Here is a 25,207-nt window from a genome sequence, read left to right on the forward strand (position 1 = left end):
ACCCAGCATGAATACAAAGCCTAATCAGGATGTCATCGAGAATAATTGCTTTATACAAAAAAAGCACCGACTGAGCGCTGCTTTCTTGTCCAGGAAACGGCTGTGGGTCAGATCATTATTTTGGTAATTTGCTCAACTGGCTATCATCTGCTTTTACCACCAGTGTTTTTGCTAGCTTATCGTGCCAACCGATATTTTCAGGGCTTTTAGAAGCCATATAATAATGTACGGCAATGACCACAAATCCTAAAAAACTAGTAAAGGAAAATAAAAGATTGTAAATGATAAACAATAACAGCGTACGCATACCGATACGCTTACCGAAAGACGGTAGGCGATGAGTGGTTTGGTCGACCACACGAATACCAGTAATGAGCTTGCCAAGTGACTGCCCACGCAGTGTGATAAACACCAATTGTAGAGCAAATAAGCCAAACACCAGCACTTGTGACATCATTAAAGTCGAGCTGGGCAAGCTTTCCATCAAGCTCATAGAGTACTGATAAGCTGCATCCATGTTTTGAATGTCTTGGAACTTGGTGTAGTCGACATCCATCTTGGTCAGTGCTAAAACCAGTGGAAAGATGGCTAGTATATAAAGTAGGGCGTTGATTGCGGTGGCTAACACGCGCGACATAATAGGAGCAAGCACCACATTACCGACTACTTTGTCTGTACTGCTAGCCAGTTTGGACGTGCTTTTTTTATTTAAAGAAACATGGTTATGCGGGGTATGCAAACGATTGGTCGTCATATCAACCTTTGCATTTTTGCCATCGTCTGTTTGACGCTCAGGCTTGCCATAAAGTCTATCTAAAGAGACCTTGTTATCGCTACTATCATTTGCTGAAGCACTGTTGTTGGTGTCTTCAGGGAATACAGTCACATTATTAATGATAGAGTCATTAGTGGTCGTAGCAGCTGGGCGATAGGTGTATTGATTACCTGTAACATCGCCAAGACGCTGCCATTGATCGAAGCCTTCGTGCCAGACCAAGTCATCTAGTACCACTTCACCAGATGCCAACATAATATTAAGCTGATCCAAAGTATAAGGACCAGCTTGTACGTTATTTCGAGCAAGAAAAATCTGCATAGTTGCCTGCATAGTTAGTCATATCTTAAGTCGCTGTTCATAATATTAAATCATGGTTCTTAATATATGATATTAGGGCCTATTTAATGTTTTTCAAATAGACCCTAACGTTTTATCTTTAACGACTGTGTGAGTTACCGCTGTGACTTAATATGACAGCTTATTTGGTTTCTTCACCTGCTAAGAAGAACCAAGTATCAAGTACTGAGTCAGGGTTTAGTGACACTGAGTTGATACCTTGTTCCATAAGCCAGTAAGCTAGATCTGGATGATCTGATGGTCCTTGGCCACAGATACCCACATACTTGTTTTGCTTACGGCAAGCTTCGATTGCCATCGATAGTAGTTTTTTGACCGCTGGATCACGCTCATCAAATAAGTGCGACACGATACCTGAGTCACGATCCAGACCGAGCGTGAGCTGGGTTAAGTCGTTTGAGCCAATAGAGAAGCCATCAAAGTGCTCTAGGAACTCATCTGCTAATAGGGCGTTGGTCGGTAGCTCACACATCATAATGACACGTAGGCCGTTTTCACCACGTTTTAGACCGTTTTTCTCTAGTAGTTCGATGACTTCTTTGGCTTCGCCAACAGTACGAACAAATGGAATCATGATCTCAACATTGGTCAAGCCCATCTCGTCACGCACACGCTTAAGCGCTTTACACTCAAGCTCGAAGCAATCACGGAAGTTATCAGAGACATAACGACTAGCGCCACGGAAACCCAGCATGGGGTTTTCTTCTGATGGCTCGTACAGCTTACCACCCAATAAGTTGGCGTATTCGTTTGATTTAAAGTCTGACATACGTACGATGACAGGTTGATCAATAAAGGCAACGGCTAAGGTAGAGATACCTTCAACCAGCTTATCAACATAAAAATCAACGGGTGACGCATAGCCAGCGATGCGCTCAGTGATTGCTTGTGAGATTTCACGTGGTAAGCTGTTCATGTTGAGTAGCGCTTTAGGATGCACACCAATCATACGGTTGATGATGAATTCAAGACGAGCAAGTCCAATACCTTCGTTTGGCATTTGACCAAATGAGAAGGCACGATCTGGGTTGCCCACGTTCATCATGACTTTAAATGCCAGCTCTGGCATGGTTTCGATAGAGTTGGTCTGGACATCAAAGTCGATTAGACCTTCATAGATGAAGCCAGTATCACCTTCGGCACAAGAGGCGGTGACGTCTTGACCATCTACCAATAATTCGGTGGCGTTACCGCAACCAACGATAGCAGGTACACCAAGCTCACGGGCGATAATAGCAGCGTGACAGGTACGGCCGCCACGGTTGGTGATGATAGCAGAGGCACGTTTCATGACCGGCTCCCAATCAGGATCAGTCATGTCTGAAACTAAGATATCGCCATCTTGTACTTTGTCCATCTCGTTTAGATTGGTGACGATACGTACTTTGCCTGAACCGATACGCTGACCGATTGAGCGACCTTCGCACAGTACTTTGGCTTCACTGGTGTTGATGACATAGCGCTCCATGACATTGCTGTCTTGGCGGCTTTTGACAGTCTCAGGACGGGCTTGCACGATAAATATCTCATTGGTATCACCGTCTTTTGCCCACTCAATATCCATCGCTTGACCATAATGCTTTTCAATAGTCATGGCTTGTTTGGCAAGAGAGTTTAGCTCTTCAGTCGATAATGAGAACTGCATGCGTTCTTGTTTTTCAACATCGACGACTTTGACTGATTTTTTGGTACTGCCTTCATCGCCATAGACCATTTTTTTATGCTTACTGCCCAGGTTGCGACGAATAATGGCAGGCTTACCATTGGCAAGTAGCTGCTTAGAGACATAGAACTCGTCTGGGTTCACCGCGCCTTGGACGACCATCTCACCTAAGCCGTAGCTTGAAGTGATAAAGACCACTTGATCAAAACCACTCTCAGTGTCTAAGGTAAACATAACACCAGCTGCGCCCGTCTCTGAGCGTACCATGCGCTGAACAGCGGCAGATAAAGCCACGCCTTCGTGCTCAAAACCTTTGTGGACACGATAAGAGATCGCACGGTCATTATATAAAGACGCAAATACTTCTTTGATAGCAACAAGGACGTTATCAATACCACGGATGTTCAGATAGGTCTCTTGTTGACCAGCAAATGAGGCATCTGGCAAGTCTTCAGCAGTGGCAGAAGAGCGCACGGCAACGGCGATATCTTGGCCACCGCTCATGGCTTCAAAAGACTGACGCACTTCTTGCTCAAGATCTTTTGGCAGTTCTTGCTCAACGATCCAATTACGGATTTTTTTACCCGTAGCGGTCAGTTTATTGACATCATCAACATCCAACGCTTTAAGCTCATTGTTAATCTTGTCAAGCAAGCCTGTCTCTGTCAAAAAGCGATTAAAAGCATTTGAGGTAGTCGCAAAGCCGCCTGGTACACTAACGCCTAAATCAGATAGGTGACTGATCATCTCACCAAGTGAGGCATTTTTGCCGCCGACCATGTCGATATCGTTTTTTCCTAGCTGATCAAGGTTGATCACAAGTGCTGAAGATTGCGCTGCCATGATAACTCCAAAAAATAAGGTTATTTAGTAAGGATTATAACGGGGTAAATTATACCGCTATATGACGACAATTTCGATAGCTAAACCAAAAAACTTGTGAAAAAAATACAAACTGTAGGGTTTTGAGATAATTTGGTAATGATTAAAGAGGATATTGGGTGACTAGAGGTGATTGAACAGACTCTATACTAACAATGATTCCTATTAATTGCCTATTATGGGTATAATGTATGACGTAAAATACCATCATAAATATCTAAGCGTATCTATCACTGCGTGTGACTATTAAGGTTTTTAAGCTATGTATTCCCATATTCAATCTGAGCAGGACAAGCCTACCATTCAAAACCGCCATGCCTTAAGTCTGGACAACTCTCAAACGATTAGAAGTGCTTTTTTTATTTCTGACGGTACTGCCATTACGGCTGAAACCTTAGGACGCTCTATATTAAGTCAGTTTGCCTCCGTACCCTTTGAGACTCGAGTACTGCCTTATGTCGATAGCTTGGAGCGTGCAGAGGATGCGGTGCAACAGATTAATATGGCGTATCAGCGTGATGGGTTGTTGCCCTTAGTTTTTGATACGATTGTCAGTCCTGAGATACGGGAAAAAATAAACTCCGCTCACAGCTGTAACCTAGATATGTATGAAGGTTTGATCGGGCGTATCGCTGAAGAGACAGGCGTCGAGCCAGATGCGCACTCAGGTCACGCTCATGACAATGTTGACTCAGAGACTTATAAAGAGCGTATTGATGCGGTGCATTTTGCATTAGACAATGATGATGGGGCGCGTACCCGTCATTATGATATGGCAGATATCATCCTGATTGGCGTGTCTCGCTCAGGTAAAACGCCGACTTCATTGTATTTGGCATTACAGTTTGGGATTCGAGCCGCCAACTATCCGCTTACTGAAGACGACTTATATGACAATCAGCTGCCAAAAGCGCTGCGTGAGCATAAAGACAAACTATTTGGACTGGTAATTGATACCGATCGATTGGTAAAAATTCGCCAAGAGCGCCGTGCAGGTAGCCGATATTCCAGCTATCAGCAAGTTCAACAAGAGCAAAGAGCCATTCAGGGCATATATACATCGCAAGGTATTCCAAGTTTGGATGTGTCAGAGATGTCTGTTGAAGAAATTGCGACTCGTATTTTGCAGATGACAGGGCTTAAACGCCGTATCGGCTAAAACTTATCAAGCAGCCACTAAAAAATGCTGCTTTTTATTTTACAATTTGCCGCTGTGTACCAATCACGACTACATGCTAAATACTTACTACTATATATAGAGCATATTATGAATTTACGCCACAAAGCCTTTCAGCCGCACTTGCTACTCACAGGTTTGTTATGCAGTGCTGCACTGCTAAGTGCTTGCCAAACCTCGCCTTTTTCTCGTCAGCCTGTGCCTGAGCCTCGTTATGTGCCGACCATTGTGCTTGGAGACGTACAGACCTTGACCATCATGCCAGACCGTGTGGCTTGCGCATCGGCGCTACCCATGCAGTGCTTATTGGCAAAATCTAGCAGCGATGGCCCTGTCTTTCAGATTCCTTATGATGGGGTTGATAACTTCACGCCAGCTATCGGGACTGAGTATGTGATTAGCGTCCGCCCACAAATTGATGAGGCTAAAAAAAGCCTAACAGGCCAATGGACGTTGCAAAATATCTTGTCACAACGTATGGTGGGCACCCCTTAAAGCTATGCATAAAAAATGCAAAAGACCCCAGTAAATAAACGAATAAATACACTTATATAAAGAGGATAGCATGGGAAGCAAACGTAAAGATGACGCTACCAATGATACTGGTAAAGACATTAATACCGAGGTATCAAATAAAGACAGTGGTCGTGCGCCTGCGACCACACTAGAGCAAACAGAGGCTCAAAGTAAGCAACAACAAATTGAGCAAACACATGAGCAAGTCACAGAGGATGTCTTGCACCATCCCAATTTGGTCAGCCCGCTAGACGATACTCGTATCGAGATCAAATCAGAGTTTACCAAGGATCTACAGCGTATTAAAAGCGATCCACATAGCTTTGAGTACGATGCTGTTGTGTTGGGTGCTGGGCCTTCTGGTGAAGCTGCAGCGATGAAACTGGCTAAGTCTGGTAAGAAAATAGCCGTGATTGACCCTCGTGACCAAATCGGTGGCAACTCTACTCACGTTGGTACGATACCGAGTAAGGCGCTGCGCCAGTCTGTATTTAATTTAATTAACTTTCGCCGTGACCCTATGTTTACCAAGGCGCTTGAATACGAGCAAGTGCCGCTAAACAAGGTATTGGCCAATGCGCGCCGAGTCATACGTAACCAAGTGAGTACCCACACTCGGTTTTATGAGCGCAATCGCATCGATGTGATTCAAGGGTGGGCGCATTTTGTAGATAAAAATACCTTGCGTGTCGAGACTGAAGAAAATATCTTTGAAACGATCACTTTTAACAAAGCCATTATCACAGTTGGTAGCCGTCCTTATCGTCCTGATATTTTGGACTTTGACCATCCCCGTGTGTTTGATTCGGATAAAATCCTACAAATGGATTATATCGTCAAAAAAATCATCATTTATGGTGCAGGGGTGATTGGTTGTGAATACGCCTCTATCTTTACTGGCTTGGGCTATAAAGTGGATTTGATTAACAACCACGATAAGTTATTAAGTTACCTTGATGCTGAGATTAGTGACGCCTTAGCCCATGACTTTAGACAGTTTGGCGTATTGATTCGCAATAACGAAGAGATTGATCATCTAGAAACCCATGATGACTATGTTGTCTTACATCTAAAGAGTGGTAAAAAAATCAAGTCCGATGCGATTCTTTGGTCAAATGGACGCTCAGGTAATACAGAGGGTCTAAACTTAGACGCTATTGGTCTAAAGGCCAACAGTCGTGGTCAGCTTAAGGTCAATGACAACTATCGTACCGATGTAGACAATATTTATGCTGCAGGTGATGTGATAGGTTGGCCGTCTTTGGCATCAGCAGCGTATGACCAAGGTCGCTGTGCTGCGGCTTACATGGTTGGTGATAGAGATGCTGAGCCAGTATCAAGTGTACCGACTGGCATTTATACCATCCCTGAGATCTCAAGTATTGGCAAAACTGAGCAAGAGCTGACTGATGAAAAAGTACCTTATGAAGTGGGTCAGGCGTTCTTTAAGCACTTGGCACGCGCGCAGATTATCGGCGAGCGCTCCGGCGTACTCAAAATCTTGTTCCACCGTGAGACGCTTGAGATTCTAGGTATTCATTGTTATGGTAACCATGCCTCAGAGATTATTCATATTGGGCAGGCGGTAATGAAGTGTCAGAGCAACAACACGCTTGAGTATTTTGTAAATACCACCTTCAATTATCCGACCATGGCAGAAGCCTATCGGGTAGCGGCCCTAAATGGTCTCAACCGGGTGTTCTAAATTTTAATATGCCATAATAAAAGCGCCTGTTAAACCTCTAACAGGCGCTTTTTTTGACCTAATTTTACAATGGTTCAACAGACGCTGTATCTTTTAAGTTAACGTGTATCTTTTATAAAATTGGCTGTTTTGATTGTGTGCGTCGACGCATAATCAATAATAAGCAAAAATAAAATAGCCATAAGCCCAGTAAGGCATAAAATCCCGTAGCGACTTGTGCGACACTAGCACCCATCTGATTGAGCTGTACGGAAGTATTGATGCTAGGGGTGGTAGGTATCAACCAGCGTAATACTTGCAATATATCGGGCAACTGATTGGCTGGCCAAGGATAACCACTGACAAAAAACATCGGCAATGAGCTAAAGATAAGTATTTGCATACTGCGCTCACGCTGGCGAAACCATAGCCCAAAGACGCAGCCTAAAGTAGCAACTGTGGGACAAAACACAGTAAGAAACAAGAAGCTACCAAGCATGTTTTGGCCCCGTGGATAGTGATGCAGCTCAAAAGTCCAACCATAATAAAAGCAGCCAACCATAAAACTGAGTGTGCCGAGTGCAGCAATACGTCCTAGCCAGCCACGGATACTGGTCATATGTCGGCGCTGCTCATACCAAGTACCAATCAGCATCGCTGCAGCGATCAACAGTGTCTGCTGTAAAATGATAATAGAAACAGCGGGTACCACATACGCCCCGTAGCCTTCTGTCTGATTGTATAACGTCACCATCTGCAGTGGCACGGCTTGCGTATTTTGCGCAGCAGTGGGCGCATAAGCGCCCTGAGCGACACGCTTTTTGACTTTTACGCCTGCTGATACGGTGCTGACCGCCTGCAAAAACCCCATCTGCACGTTTTTATTTAATAAAAAGTAGCCACCATTACCAAGCACACTGACGCTGGCTGCCTTTCCTGACAGCACTTGCTGCTCAAGACCACTTGGAATAATCATATAGCCTGCGATTTGATCTGACCAAATGGCTTCTTTGGCGGCTTGTTCATTTAAAAAGCGTCGGGTATCAAGCTGTGGGCTGGCACTACTATAGCGCACAATAGTGCGTGATAAATCGCTGTTATCATAATCGACAATTCCGACGGGCACATGATTGACGACCTCAGATGAATAAGGCCATGGATAAAAAAACCCATAGATAATAGGCGCTATAATCAACATCAGCAGTACGCCTTTATCGGTAAACACATCTTTGATGGTTTGGATAAAGTTTGCCAAAAACGACTGTGGCACTGGGTTTTGCGGGGTATTAGTGGTTGAGGTTGACATTAGCGGGCCCCCCAGCGCTCAGGATGTGCTAAGGCACGTTTTAGCAATAGCGTCATGAAAAGCATCGCTATGATGGTTGCCAATAACAGGCCATAAACAATTGGCATGGATACCATAGTCGGCGCTTGCATTTGTAGCTGTGCGATATGCAGTTTTAAATAGTGCGTCAAAGGCAGGGCGTCTGCCCAATATTTGGCACTATCAGTAATGGCGATATAAGGATAAGTCACACCAGCAAAAGCATAAGAGGGCACAGAGATGAATCCCGTAGCAGACAAGCCCATACGCAATGAAAACGAAGTCAGAGTAAAAACAGCGCCCAACCAAAATGACAAGATCATCAGCAGGACCAGACTGAGATAAGTCATCAATATAGAACCCAACGCTGCTCCTTGCTGCGGTGCTGCCAGCCACAATGCCACCGCAGGCCAGATACTATAAGCCAGTATCGGCCAGAAGTATTTCCCCAATAGTCCTGCAAATAGTATTGATAAACTGGATGATGAGTGCTGATTTAAGCGCTTTTTTGCTGGCACAGCAGAACTGTGGTTTTGTATGTTTGGCGCCGTTGTCAGAGATGGATTATCACCATTAGACGGGGTTGTACTCATATCGGGCGTACCCGTATCAATAAAATGTGACCAACGCCCCAGCTGCTTGTCACGCAGCTCACGACCGATGGTGGTCGCCCCAATCACCATCGCTAAGATATGTAGCAGCGCCGGAATCACTGTCGATGCCAAAAACTGCTGATAGTTATTGATGGTGTTAAATAAGCTAGTACGCTGAATGCTGATAGGGGATTGGTTGATCATGGCCTGTGAGGGCGCTGTGCCTTGCTTAACTAAGCGCTGTATCTCCACACCTGCCGATAGCGTGGCCACCACAGCTTGTACACTGGTCTGGATAATGCCTGAGTGTGTACCATATTGCGCATTTACCTGCAAAGTCACAGGAGCAGGGGTGCTTGATGAAATATGACGGGCAAAGTCTTCAGGAATAACCACCACGGCATATACGTCACGCTGCAATATCGCCGCCTCGACCTCAGCTGGCGAGTGGTATAGGCGATGAACCTGTAGCTCAGGACTGGCATCTAAATAGCGAACCAACGTATTGGCCACTGGGCTGTTGTCTTGATCCACGACACCAATCGGTAATTCACGAATCTGGGTTTGAGAGAATATCCACCAAACGAGCAGTATCGTCGCCAATGGTATCCACAGTACCATCGCCAAATCCCATTGGTTTTTGGCCAAAAACCGTCGCTCGTAGGCGGCACTGCGCAAAAAAGCATGTAACAAGCGCATGGCTTACTCTGCAGCCGAAGTAGTGAGAGTAGGGTCTATCTGTACCAAGACACTCATACCCGAGCGAATACGATCATCAGGGTCTATAGGTCTGGCTTTGATCTCAAAGGTACGCACATCAAACCCATCGTCATTATTGGTCGGACGCCAAGTGGCAAAGTCCGACAGGGTTGAGGTGGCGTAAACGGTAAAATCTTTCGTAAACGGCGCTTCTGTAGAGGACAGTGCTGGGATAGTGCCTGTAAACTGCTGACCAATAGCGAACTGACCTAAATGATTTTCGGTAACATTAAGTACCACCCACTGATCATCTGGATTGACTAACGTCAGTATTGGCACGCCTTGACCAATGACTTCACCAGCGTTGACAATCACATCATCAACGATGCCTGAAATCGGGCTTTTTAGGTTGGCTTCTTTTTGAGCGACCCGTGCTTCTTCAAGCTTTGCATCAACTTGTGCCACTTGCGCGCGAGCAGCCGCAATGTCTTCGCTGCGTGCGCCTTCGGTTGCCAGATCATATTGTAAGCGTGCCGCTTCGGTCTTGTCGCTATTGGCGAGATACTGTGTATAGGCTTCATCACGTTTTTGTCGTGACATCAGACCTTCTTTATACAGACGATCAATACGCTCGTACGTACTTTTGGCCAAATCTGAAGCGGCTTTATTGGCTTGCCAAGCGGCTTTTGCTTGGGCAATCTCTTGTGGACGTGCGCCACTCTCAGCCTTATCTAACTGACTTTGAGCCGCTTGCTTGCCAGCTTGGGCTTGATTTATTTTGGCATTAATCTCAGGTGAGTCCATCTCAATGAGCTGCTGACCGACCTCGACTCGATCCCCCTCAGTGACAAGTATCTGTGCCAGACGTCCAGGAACTTTAGCTGCAATGGAGGTTTGCTGCATTTGCATCTGCCCTTGCAGAGTGAGGCTTTGTGGCTGCTGAGCGCTTTTGTATAAGCCATAAATAATAACCCCAAGCACGATAAAAATAACTAAAGCAATAATGGCTTTTTTCATTGTCGCTTTGTCTGTAGTGGCGTTACTCTTTGAGCGTGAGTGCTGATAATCAGGAGCAGTAGGCTCAGCTTTTGCGCCTGCCATAGGTTCATTAGCAGTGTTTGATTCACCCAGCTCATTATGAGGTTCAGTCATGGCAATGGTATTCCTAAATAATATACTCAAAAGTGCGGTAAAAACATTTAATATACTTCGATGACATAAGGCTTAGCATCCTCTATGGCCTCAAAGTTATACATGGCCCCAAAAGCGACAATAAACGCTGAATAATACAGCCAAAGCATAATGACAACAGCTGCTGACAGGGCGCCAAACTCAGCACTGTAGTTATTAAAGTTTTGTACATAAATCGAAAATAGTACGGACAATAAAATCCAAAGCACGGTGGCAAGCGCTGCACCTGGCATGAGTTTTTTAAGTGCAATCGCATCGGCGTTTGGTGCAAAACGATACAAGCTTAGAAAGCTTAAAAAAATGATGCCTGCCAGTATTGGCCATCTGCTCCAAAGTGCAACCGTTTTTGCGATCTGCGGGAAAGGGAAGTAGGCTGCTGCTAAAGGAACGATGGCAATAGAGGAGATGGCTATGATTACGACTAAGACAGCACCGAGCGTTAGGCTCAGCGCTCGTATGGTCTTTTGAATAAAGCCGCGCTCTTGATTGATATGAAAAGCCAAATTAATCAAGATAATTAGGTATTTAATGCCTTTTGAACCTGCATAAAGCGCCAACGCACTGGAGAGTAATAAACTAAAGCTTAAGCGTGATGTGGTATTGGATACCAGTTCGGTTAAGCGGTTATTGAGAACATCATAGACAGAGTCTGGGATAAAAGGTCGCAAAAGCGCAATCTGCTCTTGCATCTCCATAGGCGAGAATAGCAGACCATAGATTAGCACAAACACAGCCATTACTGGAAAAATGGATAAAAAACCAAAAAATCCGACGCTGGCACAATGCGCCCAAACATGAGAGGTGTTTGCTATACGCCAAGTGTTGATGATAGGTTGTAGCCAACTGGGTATCTTAGAAGTTAAGTCTGTCATCATAGAATCATTCACCAAGGGTTAGTAATAGCGCCAGCATTGCTCTTAGCCTTTAATGTCTAGCATTTTAGCTTTTTATACTTTGAACATTGTTATTTATGCTTAGTAGCAATCATGGCTTAGTGTATAGCGTCGGTAGTCTGATATCAGCTGTATTTAGATACGTATTAAAGGCAAGTGGTGTGCCTGCGCTTTGCATCAATGCGGCAAGTGCCTGAACGTAATCGTGAGCCGCTTGTGCTTGCTCGGTACGAGCTTTGAGCGCCTGGGTTTGCGCTTGTACCACTTCAATGGCTGTATTCACCCCTTCTTGTAGGCCCAATTGACGTAAACGCAGTACCTCTGATGCCAAATCCACATTGCTTTGTAGTGCTTGATAGCGTGATTGAGCATTGTTGACATCGTTCCAGTTTTTTTCGACCAACAGCAGAAGATTGTCACTGAGCTCAATCTCCGAAAGATCAGCCTGACGAATCTTAGCGGTACTAGAAGCTAAAGATGCAGACTTATCCAAGCCGCCCCATAACTTCCAGCTAGCAGAGACACCAGCGATCCAGCTGGGGTCTTTTTCAGCTTGCCCATAGCCATAAAGCATAACAGTAGGCTTATAGCCAGTATCTGATAGCGCATGCAACCGCTCAGCTTGTGCCCGCTTCGCTGCTACTTTTTTTAGGCCAGGGTGATGATTGAGTGCTAAGTTTTGGAAGTATTCTATATCTGGTAATGGTTTGCTTGAAACAAATAATGGCGTGGTTGGCTTGATCCGGTATTCTGTGCGTAGCAGACGCTGTAGCGCAATCATCGCCAGACGGGCATCATTGTTGGCTTTTATAGATTCGCTCTTGGCATCAGCAAGTGCCGACTGGGCTTCAAGCCGATCGACATGTGAGATAAAACCTTCTTCGAATAACCGCTGTGCCATATGGTCAGTCTGCTGCAACGTATCATAAGCATCTTCACGTAGGTAGGCGGCAATAATCGCCAGTTGTGCCTTAAAATAACGCTCAATCAAAGTGTTGTACAGCTCGTTTTTATCCAAGATGCTGTCTGCCACCGCTTCTTGGGTACGAGCGTCTGAGGCCTCTGTCAATGCCTGCGTCCGCCCAGCGGTATAAATCGGCCAAGCAAAACCCAGCCCTGCGCCTGACGTTGAACCTGAACGTTTAAACTCATGAGAGTTCGGAATACGCTCACCGAAGTCGGGAAGATTTGGTAGCTGGTACGACTCCAGCGCATCGTCGATGTTATCGCCTACCTCATTGACACCACTGATGATTTCGTTTCTTAGCGATGACAAGTCAATATCTTCTTGAATGGTGTAAGTACTCGCTGACATTCTTGCAAAGACAAAAGGGTCGTCTACTGTTTGCAGAGCATCGGTTTGATACTCACTGGCGGCGATGGCCGCTTGATTGGCAGCAAGCTTGGGTGAGACTTGTAATAAAATATCTTGCGCTTGCTCAAGACTCAGATGACTAGAAACGTCTATAGGGTAGCTATGGGCAATGCTTTTGTGCGTGATAGGGTCAATCACAGTATTTAGCGTCGGATTGTTGTTTTGCTGCTTTAAGTCTGTGTCCAACCTACTAGTGTGAATGACTGCCTTGGTATCCGCGCCCTTATGTTGTGTCGCACCAGTATCAGAACCGACTTCTATGATCTGTGTGGTATCAGTTGGTACCATGTGAGTACTTGCGACCGTATGGCTTGCTGCTCCTAGTAACATAAGAGCTGTGATAGCACCAGACAGAGATAAGATAGCAAATTTCATAAGAGGCTTGTACCATTAATCAGAGAACGAAATATTATCATGCAAGAGGTTTGAGGATAGCGTTTTTGAATATACCTTGTTTTAAAGGGAAATACTGTTAAAGTCAGTGGCTTTTAAGATTTATTATTTGGCCGTGATTATTAAGGCCCTACACTGTAGTGTCACAATCATGACTGGTCAAGGCTCATTATGGTCTTGTCATTCACTGTATGGTCACCACTTTATCAAAAGTAGGTGTTGCGTTTGAAGCCATGGCCCTGTTATTTTGCAGTTATCATTGCTTATGCTTCATAAAAACAGATAAACACACTGTATTATAAACGGTGTACGAACTGTTGTAGACTATTATAAAGTGAGCTTACCCCCCATTAGATAAGTGGGGCAAAACAAGTCATAGAGCATATAGAGAGGTAGGGCATGGCAGGATATATATTGGCGCTGGATCAAGGAACGACATCGAGTCGGGCGATTTTATACGACGACCTAGCACGTCCTATTGAAATTGCTCAGCAGCCCACCACGCTCAAAACACCAAAGGCTGGGTATTTAGAGCAAGACGCTCGCCAGATTTGGCAAACCCAAATCAGTTGTGCTCACGATGTGATTAACCAAGCAGGATTGCTCGCTACCGATGTCACCAGTATCGCCATCACCAATCAGCGTGAGTCTATCGTGATATGGGACAAACAAACAGGCAAGCCACTGGCACCAGCGATTATTTGGCAAGATCGTCGTACAGCAAGCTACTGCCAAAAGCTAGCCAATGAGGCGACAGCAGATACAGATGTCGCACAAAGCGTACGACAAATAACAGGCTTAAGGCTAGATCCTTATTTTAGTGCCAGTAAAATTGCTTGGCTGCTTGAGCATTATCCTAAACTGAAAGCACGAGCAAAAAGTCATCAAGGCGGACAGATAGCAGTAGGCACCATCGATAGTTGGTTGATTTATCAGTTGACTGGCGGTGAGCATGTTATAGACGTGACTAACGCTTCTCGCACCTTATTATATGATATTCATAAGCTGGCATGGTCAGAGTCGCTGTGTGCTCGTTTTGATATTCCGCTGGCGATACTGCCCAATGTACTGCCATCAGATGGCGATTTTGGCAAAACCAAAAGAGGCTTGTTTGCCAAACAAATCCCCATTCATGCGGTTTTGGGCGATCAACAAGCAGCGCTCTTTGGTCAAGGCTGTCTCGATCCTGGCATGGCAAAAAACACCTATGGTACAGGTTGTTTTATGTTGATGAACATCGGTCAAACGCCAAAGCTTAGTGAGCATCAGCTTCTTACCACCATTGCTTGGCAGCGCCGTGCGCCGATGAGCCGTGTGGATGAGCTGTCCATTAGTGATATCGTACAATCTGGTAAACGCATCATACAAGCGCCCACTTCTTTTTTTAGCCGTGAGGTGACTTATGCGCTAGAAGGCAGCGTGTTTATGGCGGGAGCTATCGTGCAGTGGTTACGTGACAATTTAGGCATGATCAAACAAAGCTGCGATGTCGAAGAGTTGGCTCGGCAAGTAGACAGTAGCGAGAATGTCGTATTGCTCCCAGCTTTTACTGGTCTTGGCGCACCTTACTGGCGCTCTGATATAGAAGCCAGTATCAGCGGAATAAGTCGTGGCACCACCAAAGCCCATATTGCTCGTGCAGCGCTTGAGGCGATTGCCTTCCAAACTTATGACGTGCTTATCGCCATGCAAAAAGACAGTCCACATCCACTCACTGAGCTACGGGTCGATGGTGGCGCTGCCAATAATGATTTACTTATGCAGTTTCAGGCAGACTTGCTGGGCGTACCAGTACTGCGCCCGCAAGATACTGAAATCACTGCCAAAGGCGCAGCGTTGCTGGCAGGTGTCAAAAGTGGCTTGTATGACGCAGGTACGATGCAGGCGTCATGGCAGGTAGACCGTATCTTTGAGCCTAGCATGTCAGCTGAGTGGCGTGCCGAGCATCTGGCAAAATGGCAAAATGCAGTGAGTAGAGCCTTGATGGCTATCTAAATGCTTTATAAGCCAGCAACTTACATAGTCATTAACCTAGTCAATGATCTGCGTTATAAATATACATGCTGTAACGTAAGCCCATCGTGACTTTGACATCTCTTACATTACTTATCTATCAACAAAGGGCCTATCGTTTTTATACTTAAATGGTTGCAGAGACCTGCAAGCAAACACTTGCACTATTAGAATAAATTCATAATAAAACGTTTAAGGATAAAACATGAGTAACCATGACCATATTGATCGTAAAGAAGTAAAAAACATGTCTGATGAGACAAAAGATGATCTGAACGCAGATATGATCACGGGTGAGCCTGGCTCACATCCAGTAGGGACAGGTGTCGGTGGAGTTGGCGGCGCAGCAGCAGGTGCAGCCATAGGCACTATGGCAGGGCCGTTAGGTACGCTTATCGGTGGCGCTGTCGGTGCTATCGTTGGTGGCGGTGCCGGCCATGCAGCAGGTGAAGCCATCAACCCCACTCATGAAGAGGCTTACTGGCGTGCAGAATACGCAAAAGCGCCTTACTACAAAGAAGGCTATGAGTTTGATCGTGATATGCACCCAGCCTATGCAGTAGGGTATGCCAACCGTGCACACTATCCAGTCGATGCTCGTTTTGAAGATCATGAAGCAGATCTGAAGCGCTCATGGGAAGAGGTAAAAGGAGACTCTCGTCTGGTATGGGATGAAGCCCGCCTAGCATCACGTGATGCATGGAACCGAGTAAGTAAGTGATTGTTTATGAGTCACCTTGTCATTGATTATCGTAGTCTTTTGAGCCAAAGCCCTTAAGATATATGATATGTTAAAGCTCCTAGAACACAATCTAGGGGCTTTTTTTATAAATGAGTGAGATAAAAAGTACCAGCCTATACATAACAATCAGAGATAAAAAATAGGGATATTATGAGCCAATACGCTATTGCTGATGGTAAAAAACAATTTTATATTGCCACTGCCAATCTACTGAACTTTGCCAATCCTGATAGAATCTATTATGACAATGCGCCTGCTTATGATCAAAAGACCTATCAGCGCAAGCTTAGTGGCCTGACTGAGCTACTTGCCAAAGCACATGCTGATATCATAGCAGTACAGGAGGTATGGGACAGTGACGCCCTAGAAGCTTTAGCGCTGTCATTAGGGTTTAAACCAGAGCATGTGGTCGCACCACTAGCCAGCAACGATAGTGCCAACTCATATACCCAAGGTCAGGGTGCCAAAAACACACCAGCTGTTGGTATTATCAGTCGTTTTGAGCAGATAGAAACCACCATTTTAGAAGACATCAAGCCAAAAGCCATCATCGATGTACCGGATGTAGGGCTTTATGAGCATTTTAATCGCCCGCCATTATTATTGCGTGTTAACGCTTTTGGTCAGCCGATTACGATCATTACCGCTCATCTGAAAAGCAAACGAGCTTATCACCTACGTGATGACAATGGTCAGTTGTTAGAGGATATTGATGATCCAAACGTGCGTGTGCGTGCCAAATTGCGCAGTTTGTGTATGCGTGCTGCGGAAGCGGCGTCTATACGTATATCTATTATCGAACGTTTGCACCATACGCGCGAGCCACTCATTTTACTGGGTGATATGAATGATGTGACAGACAGTGTGACCACACAGTTAATGACAGAGACAGGTGAGGTGAATTATGATAAAAGCATGCGTGATGTCGCTTTGTTTGATGCTGCTAGAATCCAGTCTCGGTATGGTTGGATGAAAGACATGGCTTATACTCATATCTATCAAGGCATGCCAGAGGTGATTGATCAGCTATTTGTTTCAGAAGAGTTCTTACCTGACAGTAAGTTTGCGCTTGGTGCCGTCGAGCGAGTGGATTATTTTAATGATCACTTGAAGTGGGACTATATCGATAGAGCCACTGACCATGGTATTATACGAGCGAAAATAAAGATTTACGATTAGGGCGTGTCCTCAATCTGAACGATTGCATCTAAATGGACTAAAAATGGCTAAATTTTGCCAAACGGCGTCAAATAACTGGCTAGTATCCCGATATTATCTGCGTTATTTTCCTTGTTTGACTTCAATTTATCTCATTTTTATCATAATTTTCAAAATGAGGACACGCCCTAATCATTGACCACATTTAATGCTCTTATTTATTGATACACTGATAATAAATAGGTACTTTGATTAATACATTGCTATTTTATCCATACAAGCCCTTTACTTGTAGTGTGCGCGTTTTTATTAAATATCTGCAATCTATATTCGTTGTTGTGATTTTGGTATGATTTGTCATAATCGATAACACAGAGGTCAGTTGCGTCCAGTGCTATGCCATTAATAGCCTATGAATTGACCTACAGAGATCAGGCATGACAAGCGAACACACGACAAGTCGTTATCAAATTAGGGTATAACATCGAGAGGTTTATAATGAGTGAGCAAACAAGCGATAAGGTTTTTGATGATAAAATCGAAGACATACTTGTCGATTCAGAATTAGCAAAAAAACTGGTGCCTAATAAGTTTAAGTTTACCAGTCAGCAAGGCCGTGCCCGTCGTCAAAAACTATTGATGGGTGCCAAAAAGCTCAGTGAGACAAAAGCAATCAATGAGATCAGTCTGGCTGATGTCTGTGAAGAAGCAGGAATCCCACGAGCTTCTGCTTATCATTTCTTTCCTAATATTGAGGCGATATTTTTAGCCTTGCGTTTTTTGAATGCCATTGAGATCTTTGAGATACTGACTACGGTAGAAACAGAAGACTATGATAGATGGCAAGGTTATTTGACAGCTCTGTTAGAGCGTAGTGTGAATATCTTTTATGAAGACAGCACTAAGGCGAAGTTAATCTACGATACCAATACGCCAGATTTTGAAGGGGATAGTTTTGGTGAAGATATCGATCATCAAATCGTTGAGCTGGTTTATGAGCGCTTAACCCAGCGTTATGAGCTGCCAAGCTTTGGTGATGTCAAAGACATGCTGATGGTGACTTATAGTATTATTAATGGCATCTTTACTTTATCTTATCGTCGCCATGAAAAAATCACAGACAGCTATCTACAAGAAGCCACCATTGCTGCGATTGCTTATTTGCGTTGCTACTTACCTGAGAATTTACCACGTAAACAGTAGTCAATGTTGATACACATCTACTCTTTATGCGGTACATAAAAAATCTGGCTCAAATGGGCCAGATTTTTTTATTGTCATCAATTATCCTAACCTGATGCTAGTCGTCAATATGATAAGTCGCACTTGGCATAGGTAGGGCAATCGTGGTTGCAGGCTTATCACTGATACGAGTAGAATTGGCTGAGCTTTTATTTGTGACAGGCATGACAGGAAAGGTTTGACCACGACAGACATCATCGCTTGGATCTAATGGCACATAGGCTTGGTAATAACGATTGATTTTGTTTTCTAGATCTACATTGGTCTGTGAGTCATGAGCATTGACGTATGCTTCACGGGCTTGCTCAAGCCAGCGATCGGCCATACGAAAGTGGCTGCCTGATTCTATCCAACTTCGCTCACACTGCTTGCTGGCTGCCCAAACCAAAGCAATTTCACTAAAGGCGATTTCACGTGGTGCTGTCTCTACACCACCGCTATCTTTTAGAGCATTGAGTGTCGCCCACAGATCAGGACGCATCAAAGCTGAAAATGTAGGAATATCAGGGCTCCACTCTAGTTGTGCAAGGTCATTATTTAATAGGGCTTGCAAGATGGTATGACCTGTCTGTAAGGCATAACTGCCAGCAGCAGATGTGCTGTTTATACTGTCTTGATGATAGGCGTAATTTAACCACGCCTGTGCTTTGTAAGCAAAATACTGCTGATGCGGCGTTAGTGCTTGTCGCTGATAGTGCCTTAATGCTATAAACATGCAGTCAATCGATTGTCGTTGTGCACTTTGATACTTGGGCTGTGTCGTTTGCGCTCTATTATTATCGGTACAGTAGTTGGCCAAATTTGCGAAACGGGGAGCGCTATCGCTAGCAGCGCTCAAATGCGTACTAACAACCGTACCATCGAAAACTGTGTTATTGGTCACAATGTCTTGAGGGTGATTGTCTGCAAGCGCAGATGGTGCCATGGCACACAGCAGTAATGCTGCTCCTAGCGCTGTACCTGTACGGAGAGTAGGCAGTTGATTATTTGTTTTTTTAAATGCTGCGGTTAGTTTGAACATACATCCTACTTAGTGGTATTGCTAAAACCAGGTGGCTTAATCTCATAAGGTTGCTAATGGCTAAACGCTTGAGAGCATACTGTAAAAGCCATACACTGAAAAATATCAAGTATAGTCAATCCACTATAAAATAGATACAGTGCTACTAGGATGAATGTTGCGCAGCATCGAAAAGTTTTGAGGTCGCACAGCAAGCAAGGAAAACTTATACCAGTAGCACGCTATAATAGCTGTACTCTTTTTATTTAGGATTCACTATAGAGTCAATGTCTAAGCGTTGGTTTTTGCGAGGGTCTTTACGCTTAAACAAATCTTCGTCAAACTTAAAGCGCAGTCTAAAGTAAGCGCCTTGTTGGGTGGTGTCTTCATAGGCGATGTCTTCGTCTTCAAACCCCATAAAGTTATAGCCAAGTGACAGCCATAGGTTGGTCATAGGACTATAGCCGACTTCAGCACCCAGCATATATGACATGTCATCAGCTTGATCATTCCAGTAAGTCCCTGCTTGTAGACCAATATCCCAGCGCTCGCTGATGTCGTATAGACCACGGGCGTAAGCGGCATGTGCAGTATTGTCACTGGCGATACCATCGGCATCATACTTAGTATATTTACCCGCATAGTGCCCAGAGATAGTGAGCGGACGTGTTGGATGATAGTTGCCACTCCATGACCAAATGACGGTGTCTTTTTGGTACGGATCGTCGCCAGTGTTATTATCGTCTAGGCGATATTCAAGCTTGGCGAGCATGTCTAGCTGGTTGCTATCATAATCACGATAGGCAGCACCAAGCTGAAAGCGATTGATGGTGCGATGACCGTCATCATAGTCTACTCGTGAGTAGATGTCTTTTGCCAACAGAGTAATGTCATCAGTATAGCGATAGGCGATACCAGCACTACCTAATAAGGTATCACTGGTATTGCCCCAGCGTTTTTCTAAGCGGCCTGATGCTTTATAGTTTTCTTGCGCCAGATATTCAATACCGAAACCTGCGGCAGTGGCCGTGCTGTCCTCTTCACCTTCGAGTGACTCCACACGTTCAAACAAAGTGTTAAGCGTTAAGCCTTCTTGTACATACCATTTGTTTTTTAGACCGATGGCGGCTTCCGCTTCACGAGCACTGATGGCATCTCGCATACGGTACTCACTATATACCTTGCCATCTTTCATATAAGTGGCATCAAAGCCAACCACGGTACGCTGACGTTCATCAGTATCATCAAGGCCATAACTGCCTGACAAGCTGTTGATTAGGTCATGACGGGCATAAAGGCGGCCTAGGTTACCTATAGGCGTCTCACCACCGATGGAGGTGGCGTTTCGATTGCTGTGCTCAAGATCTTGCTCGTATTCGGCAAACACCAGTGCATTGTTGAGCTTGGGTAGGTGCGCAGTGATACGGGCACGGGCAGTGGTACCTTCGATGTCTTCGGCTGCGTCACTGACACTATTAAGCGCAGACTGATTGGTAATACTGTCATTGAATATCGTGTCATCAGTGAGGTCTTTTACATCCGTTGCACCTTGAATATTGCGTGAGGCGGCAGTCGCATCTTGCTTATAATAGCGTACACCGATTTCACCGACGATGTTGGTACTCAAGCGCTGCTCAACGCTGGCTTGAACCCCTTCGATGCTGGCTTCAGTGGTGTGGTCTTTGCTACGCACACTTTCTAGTTTGAACGCAGTTCTTTTACTTTCTAGGGCATGAGTGACTTCTAGGCCAGATTCTGTACGACCAGCGGTGAGCGGTGATGCGCCCGTGACAAAGCCTTTATCTGCATCGTTATAGTACGCCTTTGCTCGTGTCCGTTTGTTGTCGTCATAGTTTAGCTCGATACGCAGGGCGTCGCCGTCAGTATCGTCGCCATCTAGAAGCTCTTTTGCATTGATCTGATTGCTTGGATCGTAATTAGGGTTTTCCGCTTTGCTCTTAGCATATTCAGCGACCAGCTTTAGCTTGTCATTAAACTTAATAACGCTATTGATACTGGCAAGCTCTTCTTTGTTCAGTGGGTCGTCACTATTGATGTAGCTACCACCGACAGAGACTTTATTTGTCAATTGTTGCTTGGCTGCAACACCGCCGACCCAATAGTTCTCGCCACCTTCGTCCACTTCGACAGTGACACGTAGGTAGATGGGGTTACCATCAAAGTCTTGGCTAGCAATCGGTGATGTCAGGTATAAACTGCGGCTGATAGGGTCAATCTCATAATCAGCGAAGCGCGTAAGCGTCTCACGGCGCACGATAAGTCCAGGATTGTTGGCATCACGGGTGATAACTTCGATGGTCTCAGAGTTTTCGAGTACCGCATCGAAGTTTTCTGCTAGCGGATAAGGGCCTGAGATACCAAGACCACGAGTTTCGTTGACACGCTGTGATGAGCTGGTCTCTGCAGCGAAGGCTGTGATACGAGTGTTGTCGTCTTCGTACTGTGCTTTGACACCGGTCAAAGTGCGGTTGTACTGACCAAGCTTAATGCCTTCGTCGTCTGTCACGTCAGTTTTTAAATCACCATACATGGCAAACGAGCGGCCTTTATCCAAGCGTACATAAAGCTTGCTGGTCGACTGTGCATCGAAGCCTTTGGCTGAGGAGTCGCCATAGACAGGATAATATTCACCTGGCTCGATATCACGGAACAGGCGCTCGCCTTTTTTGTCACTATCGTAGGCCAGGGTTAGTAGGTAGTCACCGCGCACCTTGCCTTTGAGGAACATAGCGGCACGACCCGTCGCTGAGTAATCGTCATTGCCCGAAAACTCGTGTAACTCCTTTTCAAATGCGCCTTGAGCATCAGTGATACTACCGCCATCGAAGTCTTTGAGTGAGATAGCGCCTTCGACGATACCGACGGCGATCACTGGGCGTAGCTTGGCAGTGAACTGCAGCGGAATAATTTGCTTGGTACTACCCGTGTCGATGACCAGCTCACCTTTACCTGGTGCACTTGGTGCAATCACTGGAATCAGTAACTCACCACCGCTGACGGTGACCTGAGTGCCCGCTTGGTCTTTATTGCTGTCTTTTAGGTTGATACGGCCGATATTGGTATCGATGGTAATCGGAGTTGAAGCCACATAAGGACGGTTGTCACGGTCCTTTAGACTGATGACGACCTGATATTCGCTGATACCATCGGCTTGTATCAGCTGTGTTTGCGTACGATAATCGATGGCTTGCAGACTATCAGGGGTGATGACTTCTATGCTTTGCTCGGAGATGACTTGGCCATTGATATCCGTTGCGACCCCTTGTAGTGTATTGCGACCACGCTGGAGATCTACCGCATAGTAGTCAAAGGCGGTGACGTTTTGCTTTTTTTGCTCGGCGGTCTTACCGATTTGCTGCTCTGATACCGCTTTGCCATTGGCATATAAGGTAAACTGAGAGCCGAGTGGTGCTTGTACTTGTACCAGTTGCTTATATGAAGCCAACTGCTGCCCTGAACTTAGGTTAATAAAGCTCACATCGTTGTTTGGTACTTCTTTGAGGAACTCTTCTAGCAGCTCAGCTTTTGGTTGCTGGATGGTGTTGACCGTCATATTGATGCGATCAGCATTTGGCTCGACCATGTCTGCAACTATCGCTGAGTCACAGGTGATACCTTGGTCTAAGTCATCATTGGACTTACAGCCACTGGCATCGATATTGTCATTATCATTTTGATTATAGATAGGCTCTAGATCAAGTTTAGTCTTGATGGCTTGCTCGAGTGTATCATTTTTGGCATTAATGCTTTCGCTACGTTTGATCAGCTCAGCATTGAGACGTTCGGTGCTGTCTGCCATACCACCGACGATGGCGAAGTCGGCACGATGTAGCTCGCCGTATTTGAGATCGACAAAGCGGCTACCGGCATCGCCAGCATTGCGGTTGCTTTGGATGACAAGCTCAGTATCTCTAGGTAGAGTGGTGGGGTCTGCTTTTAGGACGTGGGTCTTGGCACTAACACCATATAGGTTGTATTTACCTTCAGGATCGGTCACGACAAAGTTGCCGTCCTCCATATAGATACGTACGCCTGCGACACCAAGCTCGCCATCTTCTTTTTGTTGAATGCCATCACGGTTGATGTCGTGATAGACCTTACCGATGATGATACCATCAGTATTCATCACCCCGCGGTTGACCTCAATCGGCCACTGCGCCTCTCTAGAAGTGATGATTGTGCCACCAGTTTCAGAGTTACGACCTTGGGCGATAGCACGGTTGATACCGTCGCCACCAAGTGCTGATGAGCCAATCAAAACGCGGTAAGTAATTTTCTTGGCTTTATCTTTACCAGTTTCAATGTTACCTAAACTTAAAACCTGATATTTACCAACTGCTTCGAAGTCATCCGCTTTTGTATTATTAATACGCATGGTGCCTGGCACATAGTCAAAGCCACGTGGCAGAGCATCTTTTAAGTCGACATTATAAGCAGTCGTTTCACCACTGTTCTCGATTTTAATGGTGTAATTGACATAATCGCCAAGCTCGGCAGTCCTGACATCAGCTTCTTTTTCTATTTTGAGGTTGGGCAGCACATCGATGATGGTGGTATTACTACTGATATTGGTGGTGATGTCTTGGCGATTGCCATCTCTATCAATATAAGCGTCTAAAGTAGCTACTAACTTGTCACCTTTCAGCGTCTGAATGATGTCGTCATTGATTGCATTGGCATTGTTTTGCGTAGGTACATTTAAGCGATATTTACCCGTACTGTTACCCGTCTCGATGGCCTTTAACGAGTAACTATCACCCGTTTTTGGTGAGGTAATGGTTATCCATACTTGATCTTGCTTATAAGGATCAACGTTGCCTTGTGCATAACTGGCTTCGACATAGACGTCTTTGCCAATTTGCGATGAGGATTGATCACTGTCAAAGGATTTGTTTTTAAAACCGATACCTGGCTTGACAATGACTAAGCTATCCGTTTCTATGACTGCCTTTACCGACGGGTCTTCGACGACCGTTGCACCAAGCTGAATATCGATCAAGTCGCCGTCAGTTGCATCAGCGGCAGTTAGTGCTTCAACGATAAGCTGAATGCTTTCGCCTTGTCCTAGCCTAATTTGAGCAGTTAAGTTATCAAGCAATAGCTGCTTATCGTCATCATCGACGATGCCGTTGTTATTTAAGTCCTGATAGAGTCTTATGTTTGATAACGTATCAGGTACTGTCAGCCTTAGATCGACAGTCTGAACATTATAACTGTTGCTTGTGAGTACATTTACCCAGCTAGCAGTGTTGCCTGGCGCTACAGTTTGTCGTGGTGACTTGCTTAAGTTGATACCATACTCTGATAGAACAGAGGCTTTGACTCGTACTCTATTTGATTCAGACTTTAGGGTGTTATCCGTTTGGTTATTGACGATGTAACTGGCATTAGCAATATTGTCGATGATGCTGAGCACATCGGAGGTAGCTGCCGCTGCGGAATTTGATTGCATAATCAGTATGGCTGCAGTTAGTGCAGACAATTTGACTACTTTAGTCGATAGACG

16 protein-coding genes are annotated in these 25,207 nt (G+C 45.2%); 7 read left to right on the forward strand and 9 right to left on the reverse strand.

The window, feature by feature from the left end:
* Positions 1-115 precede the first annotated feature (115 nt).
* Positions 116-1,096: an RDD family protein gene (locus J3492_RS00385; RefSeq protein WP_243453006.1), complete on the reverse strand. Its 981-nt coding sequence runs from the start codon at positions 1,094-1,096 to the stop codon at positions 116-118.
* A gap of 160 nt (positions 1,097-1,256) precedes the next feature.
* On the reverse strand, positions 1,257-3,641 hold the full coding sequence (gene ppsA / locus J3492_RS00390; RefSeq protein WP_207988585.1) for a phosphoenolpyruvate synthase: 2,385 nt from the start codon (positions 3,639-3,641) through the stop codon (positions 1,257-1,259).
* A gap of 301 nt (positions 3,642-3,942) precedes the next feature.
* On the opposite strand from ppsA, the gene ppsR reads away from it, so the two are divergent.
* The 3 genes from ppsR (at position 3,943) to sthA (ending at position 7,078) form a co-directional block, all read left to right on the forward strand.
* Positions 3,943-4,839 carry a posphoenolpyruvate synthetase regulatory kinase/phosphorylase PpsR gene (gene ppsR / locus J3492_RS00395; protein ID WP_424108363.1) on the forward strand — a complete coding sequence of 299 codons (897 nt, stop codon included), beginning with the start codon at positions 3,943-3,945 and terminating at the stop codon, positions 4,837-4,839.
* 108 nt (positions 4,840-4,947) lie between these two features.
* Positions 4,948-5,352, forward strand: a complete 405-nt coding sequence (locus J3492_RS00400) for a DUF4377 domain-containing protein (RefSeq protein WP_207988587.1) — start codon at positions 4,948-4,950, stop codon at positions 5,350-5,352.
* Between the two features lie 70 nt (positions 5,353-5,422).
* Entirely contained in the window at positions 5,423-7,078 is a 1,656-nt protein-coding gene (sthA, locus tag J3492_RS00405; RefSeq protein ID WP_243453007.1) for a Si-specific NAD(P)(+) transhydrogenase, read from the forward strand.
* A gap of 112 nt (positions 7,079-7,190) precedes the next feature.
* Here the strand turns inward: sthA and J3492_RS00410 are convergent, their stop codons facing one another.
* From J3492_RS00410 to J3492_RS00430, 5 genes are all read right to left on the reverse strand, one after another.
* Positions 7,191-8,363 carry an ABC transporter permease gene (locus J3492_RS00410; RefSeq protein WP_207988590.1) on the reverse strand — a complete coding sequence of 391 codons (1,173 nt, stop codon included), beginning with the start codon at positions 8,361-8,363 and terminating at the stop codon, positions 7,191-7,193.
* Positions 8,363-9,673, reverse strand: a complete 1,311-nt coding sequence (locus J3492_RS00415; RefSeq protein ID WP_207988592.1) for an ABC transporter permease — start codon at positions 9,671-9,673, stop codon at positions 8,363-8,365. Before J3492_RS00415 ends, J3492_RS00410 begins: the two co-directional genes overlap by 1 nt.
* A gap of 3 nt (positions 9,674-9,676) precedes the next feature.
* Positions 9,677-10,825 carry an HlyD family secretion protein gene (locus J3492_RS00420; protein ID WP_207988594.1) on the reverse strand — a complete coding sequence of 383 codons (1,149 nt, stop codon included), beginning with the start codon at positions 10,823-10,825 and terminating at the stop codon, positions 9,677-9,679.
* Between the two features lie 47 nt (positions 10,826-10,872).
* On the reverse strand, positions 10,873-11,739 hold the full coding sequence (locus J3492_RS00425) for a YihY/virulence factor BrkB family protein (protein WP_207988596.1): 867 nt from the start codon (positions 11,737-11,739) through the stop codon (positions 10,873-10,875).
* Between the two features lie 109 nt (positions 11,740-11,848).
* Positions 11,849-13,507: a TolC family protein gene (locus J3492_RS00430; RefSeq protein WP_207988597.1), complete on the reverse strand. Its 1,659-nt coding sequence runs from the start codon at positions 13,505-13,507 to the stop codon at positions 11,849-11,851.
* 417 nt (positions 13,508-13,924) lie between these two features.
* Here J3492_RS00430 and glpK point away from each other — a divergent pair, with 417 nt between their 5' ends.
* The 4 genes from glpK (at position 13,925) to J3492_RS00450 (ending at position 18,641) form a co-directional block, all read left to right on the forward strand.
* Entirely contained in the window at positions 13,925-15,520 is a 1,596-nt protein-coding gene (gene glpK / locus J3492_RS00435; RefSeq protein ID WP_207988599.1) for a glycerol kinase GlpK, read from the forward strand.
* A gap of 223 nt (positions 15,521-15,743) precedes the next feature.
* Positions 15,744-16,259, forward strand: a complete 516-nt coding sequence (locus J3492_RS00440) for a hypothetical protein (RefSeq protein WP_207988601.1) — start codon at positions 15,744-15,746, stop codon at positions 16,257-16,259.
* Between the two features lie 171 nt (positions 16,260-16,430).
* Positions 16,431-17,459 carry an endonuclease/exonuclease/phosphatase family protein gene (locus J3492_RS00445; protein ID WP_207988603.1) on the forward strand — a complete coding sequence of 343 codons (1,029 nt, stop codon included), beginning with the start codon at positions 16,431-16,433 and terminating at the stop codon, positions 17,457-17,459.
* A 477-nt stretch (positions 17,460-17,936) separates the two neighbouring features.
* A complete protein-coding gene (locus J3492_RS00450; RefSeq protein WP_207988606.1) occupies positions 17,937-18,641 on the forward strand; it encodes a TetR/AcrR family transcriptional regulator in 705 nt (234 codons plus the stop codon).
* Between the two features lie 97 nt (positions 18,642-18,738).
* Here the strand turns inward: J3492_RS00450 and J3492_RS00455 are convergent, their stop codons facing one another.
* Both J3492_RS00455 and J3492_RS00460 read right to left on the reverse strand, forming a co-directional pair.
* A complete protein-coding gene (locus J3492_RS00455; RefSeq protein ID WP_207988608.1) occupies positions 18,739-19,701 on the reverse strand; it encodes a hypothetical protein in 963 nt (320 codons plus the stop codon).
* Positions 19,702-19,942: 241 nt separating this feature from the next.
* Positions 19,943-25,183 (reverse strand): DUF11 domain-containing protein, encoded by a 5,241-nt coding sequence (locus tag J3492_RS00460; protein WP_243453008.1) that lies wholly within the window; start codon positions 25,181-25,183, stop codon positions 19,943-19,945.
* Positions 25,184-25,207: the final 24 nt, after the last annotated feature.

Origin of the sequence: Psychrobacter coccoides, from assembly GCF_017498085.1 — a bacterium.
GTDB classification, from domain to species: domain Bacteria; phylum Pseudomonadota; class Gammaproteobacteria; order Pseudomonadales; family Moraxellaceae; genus Psychrobacter; species Psychrobacter coccoides.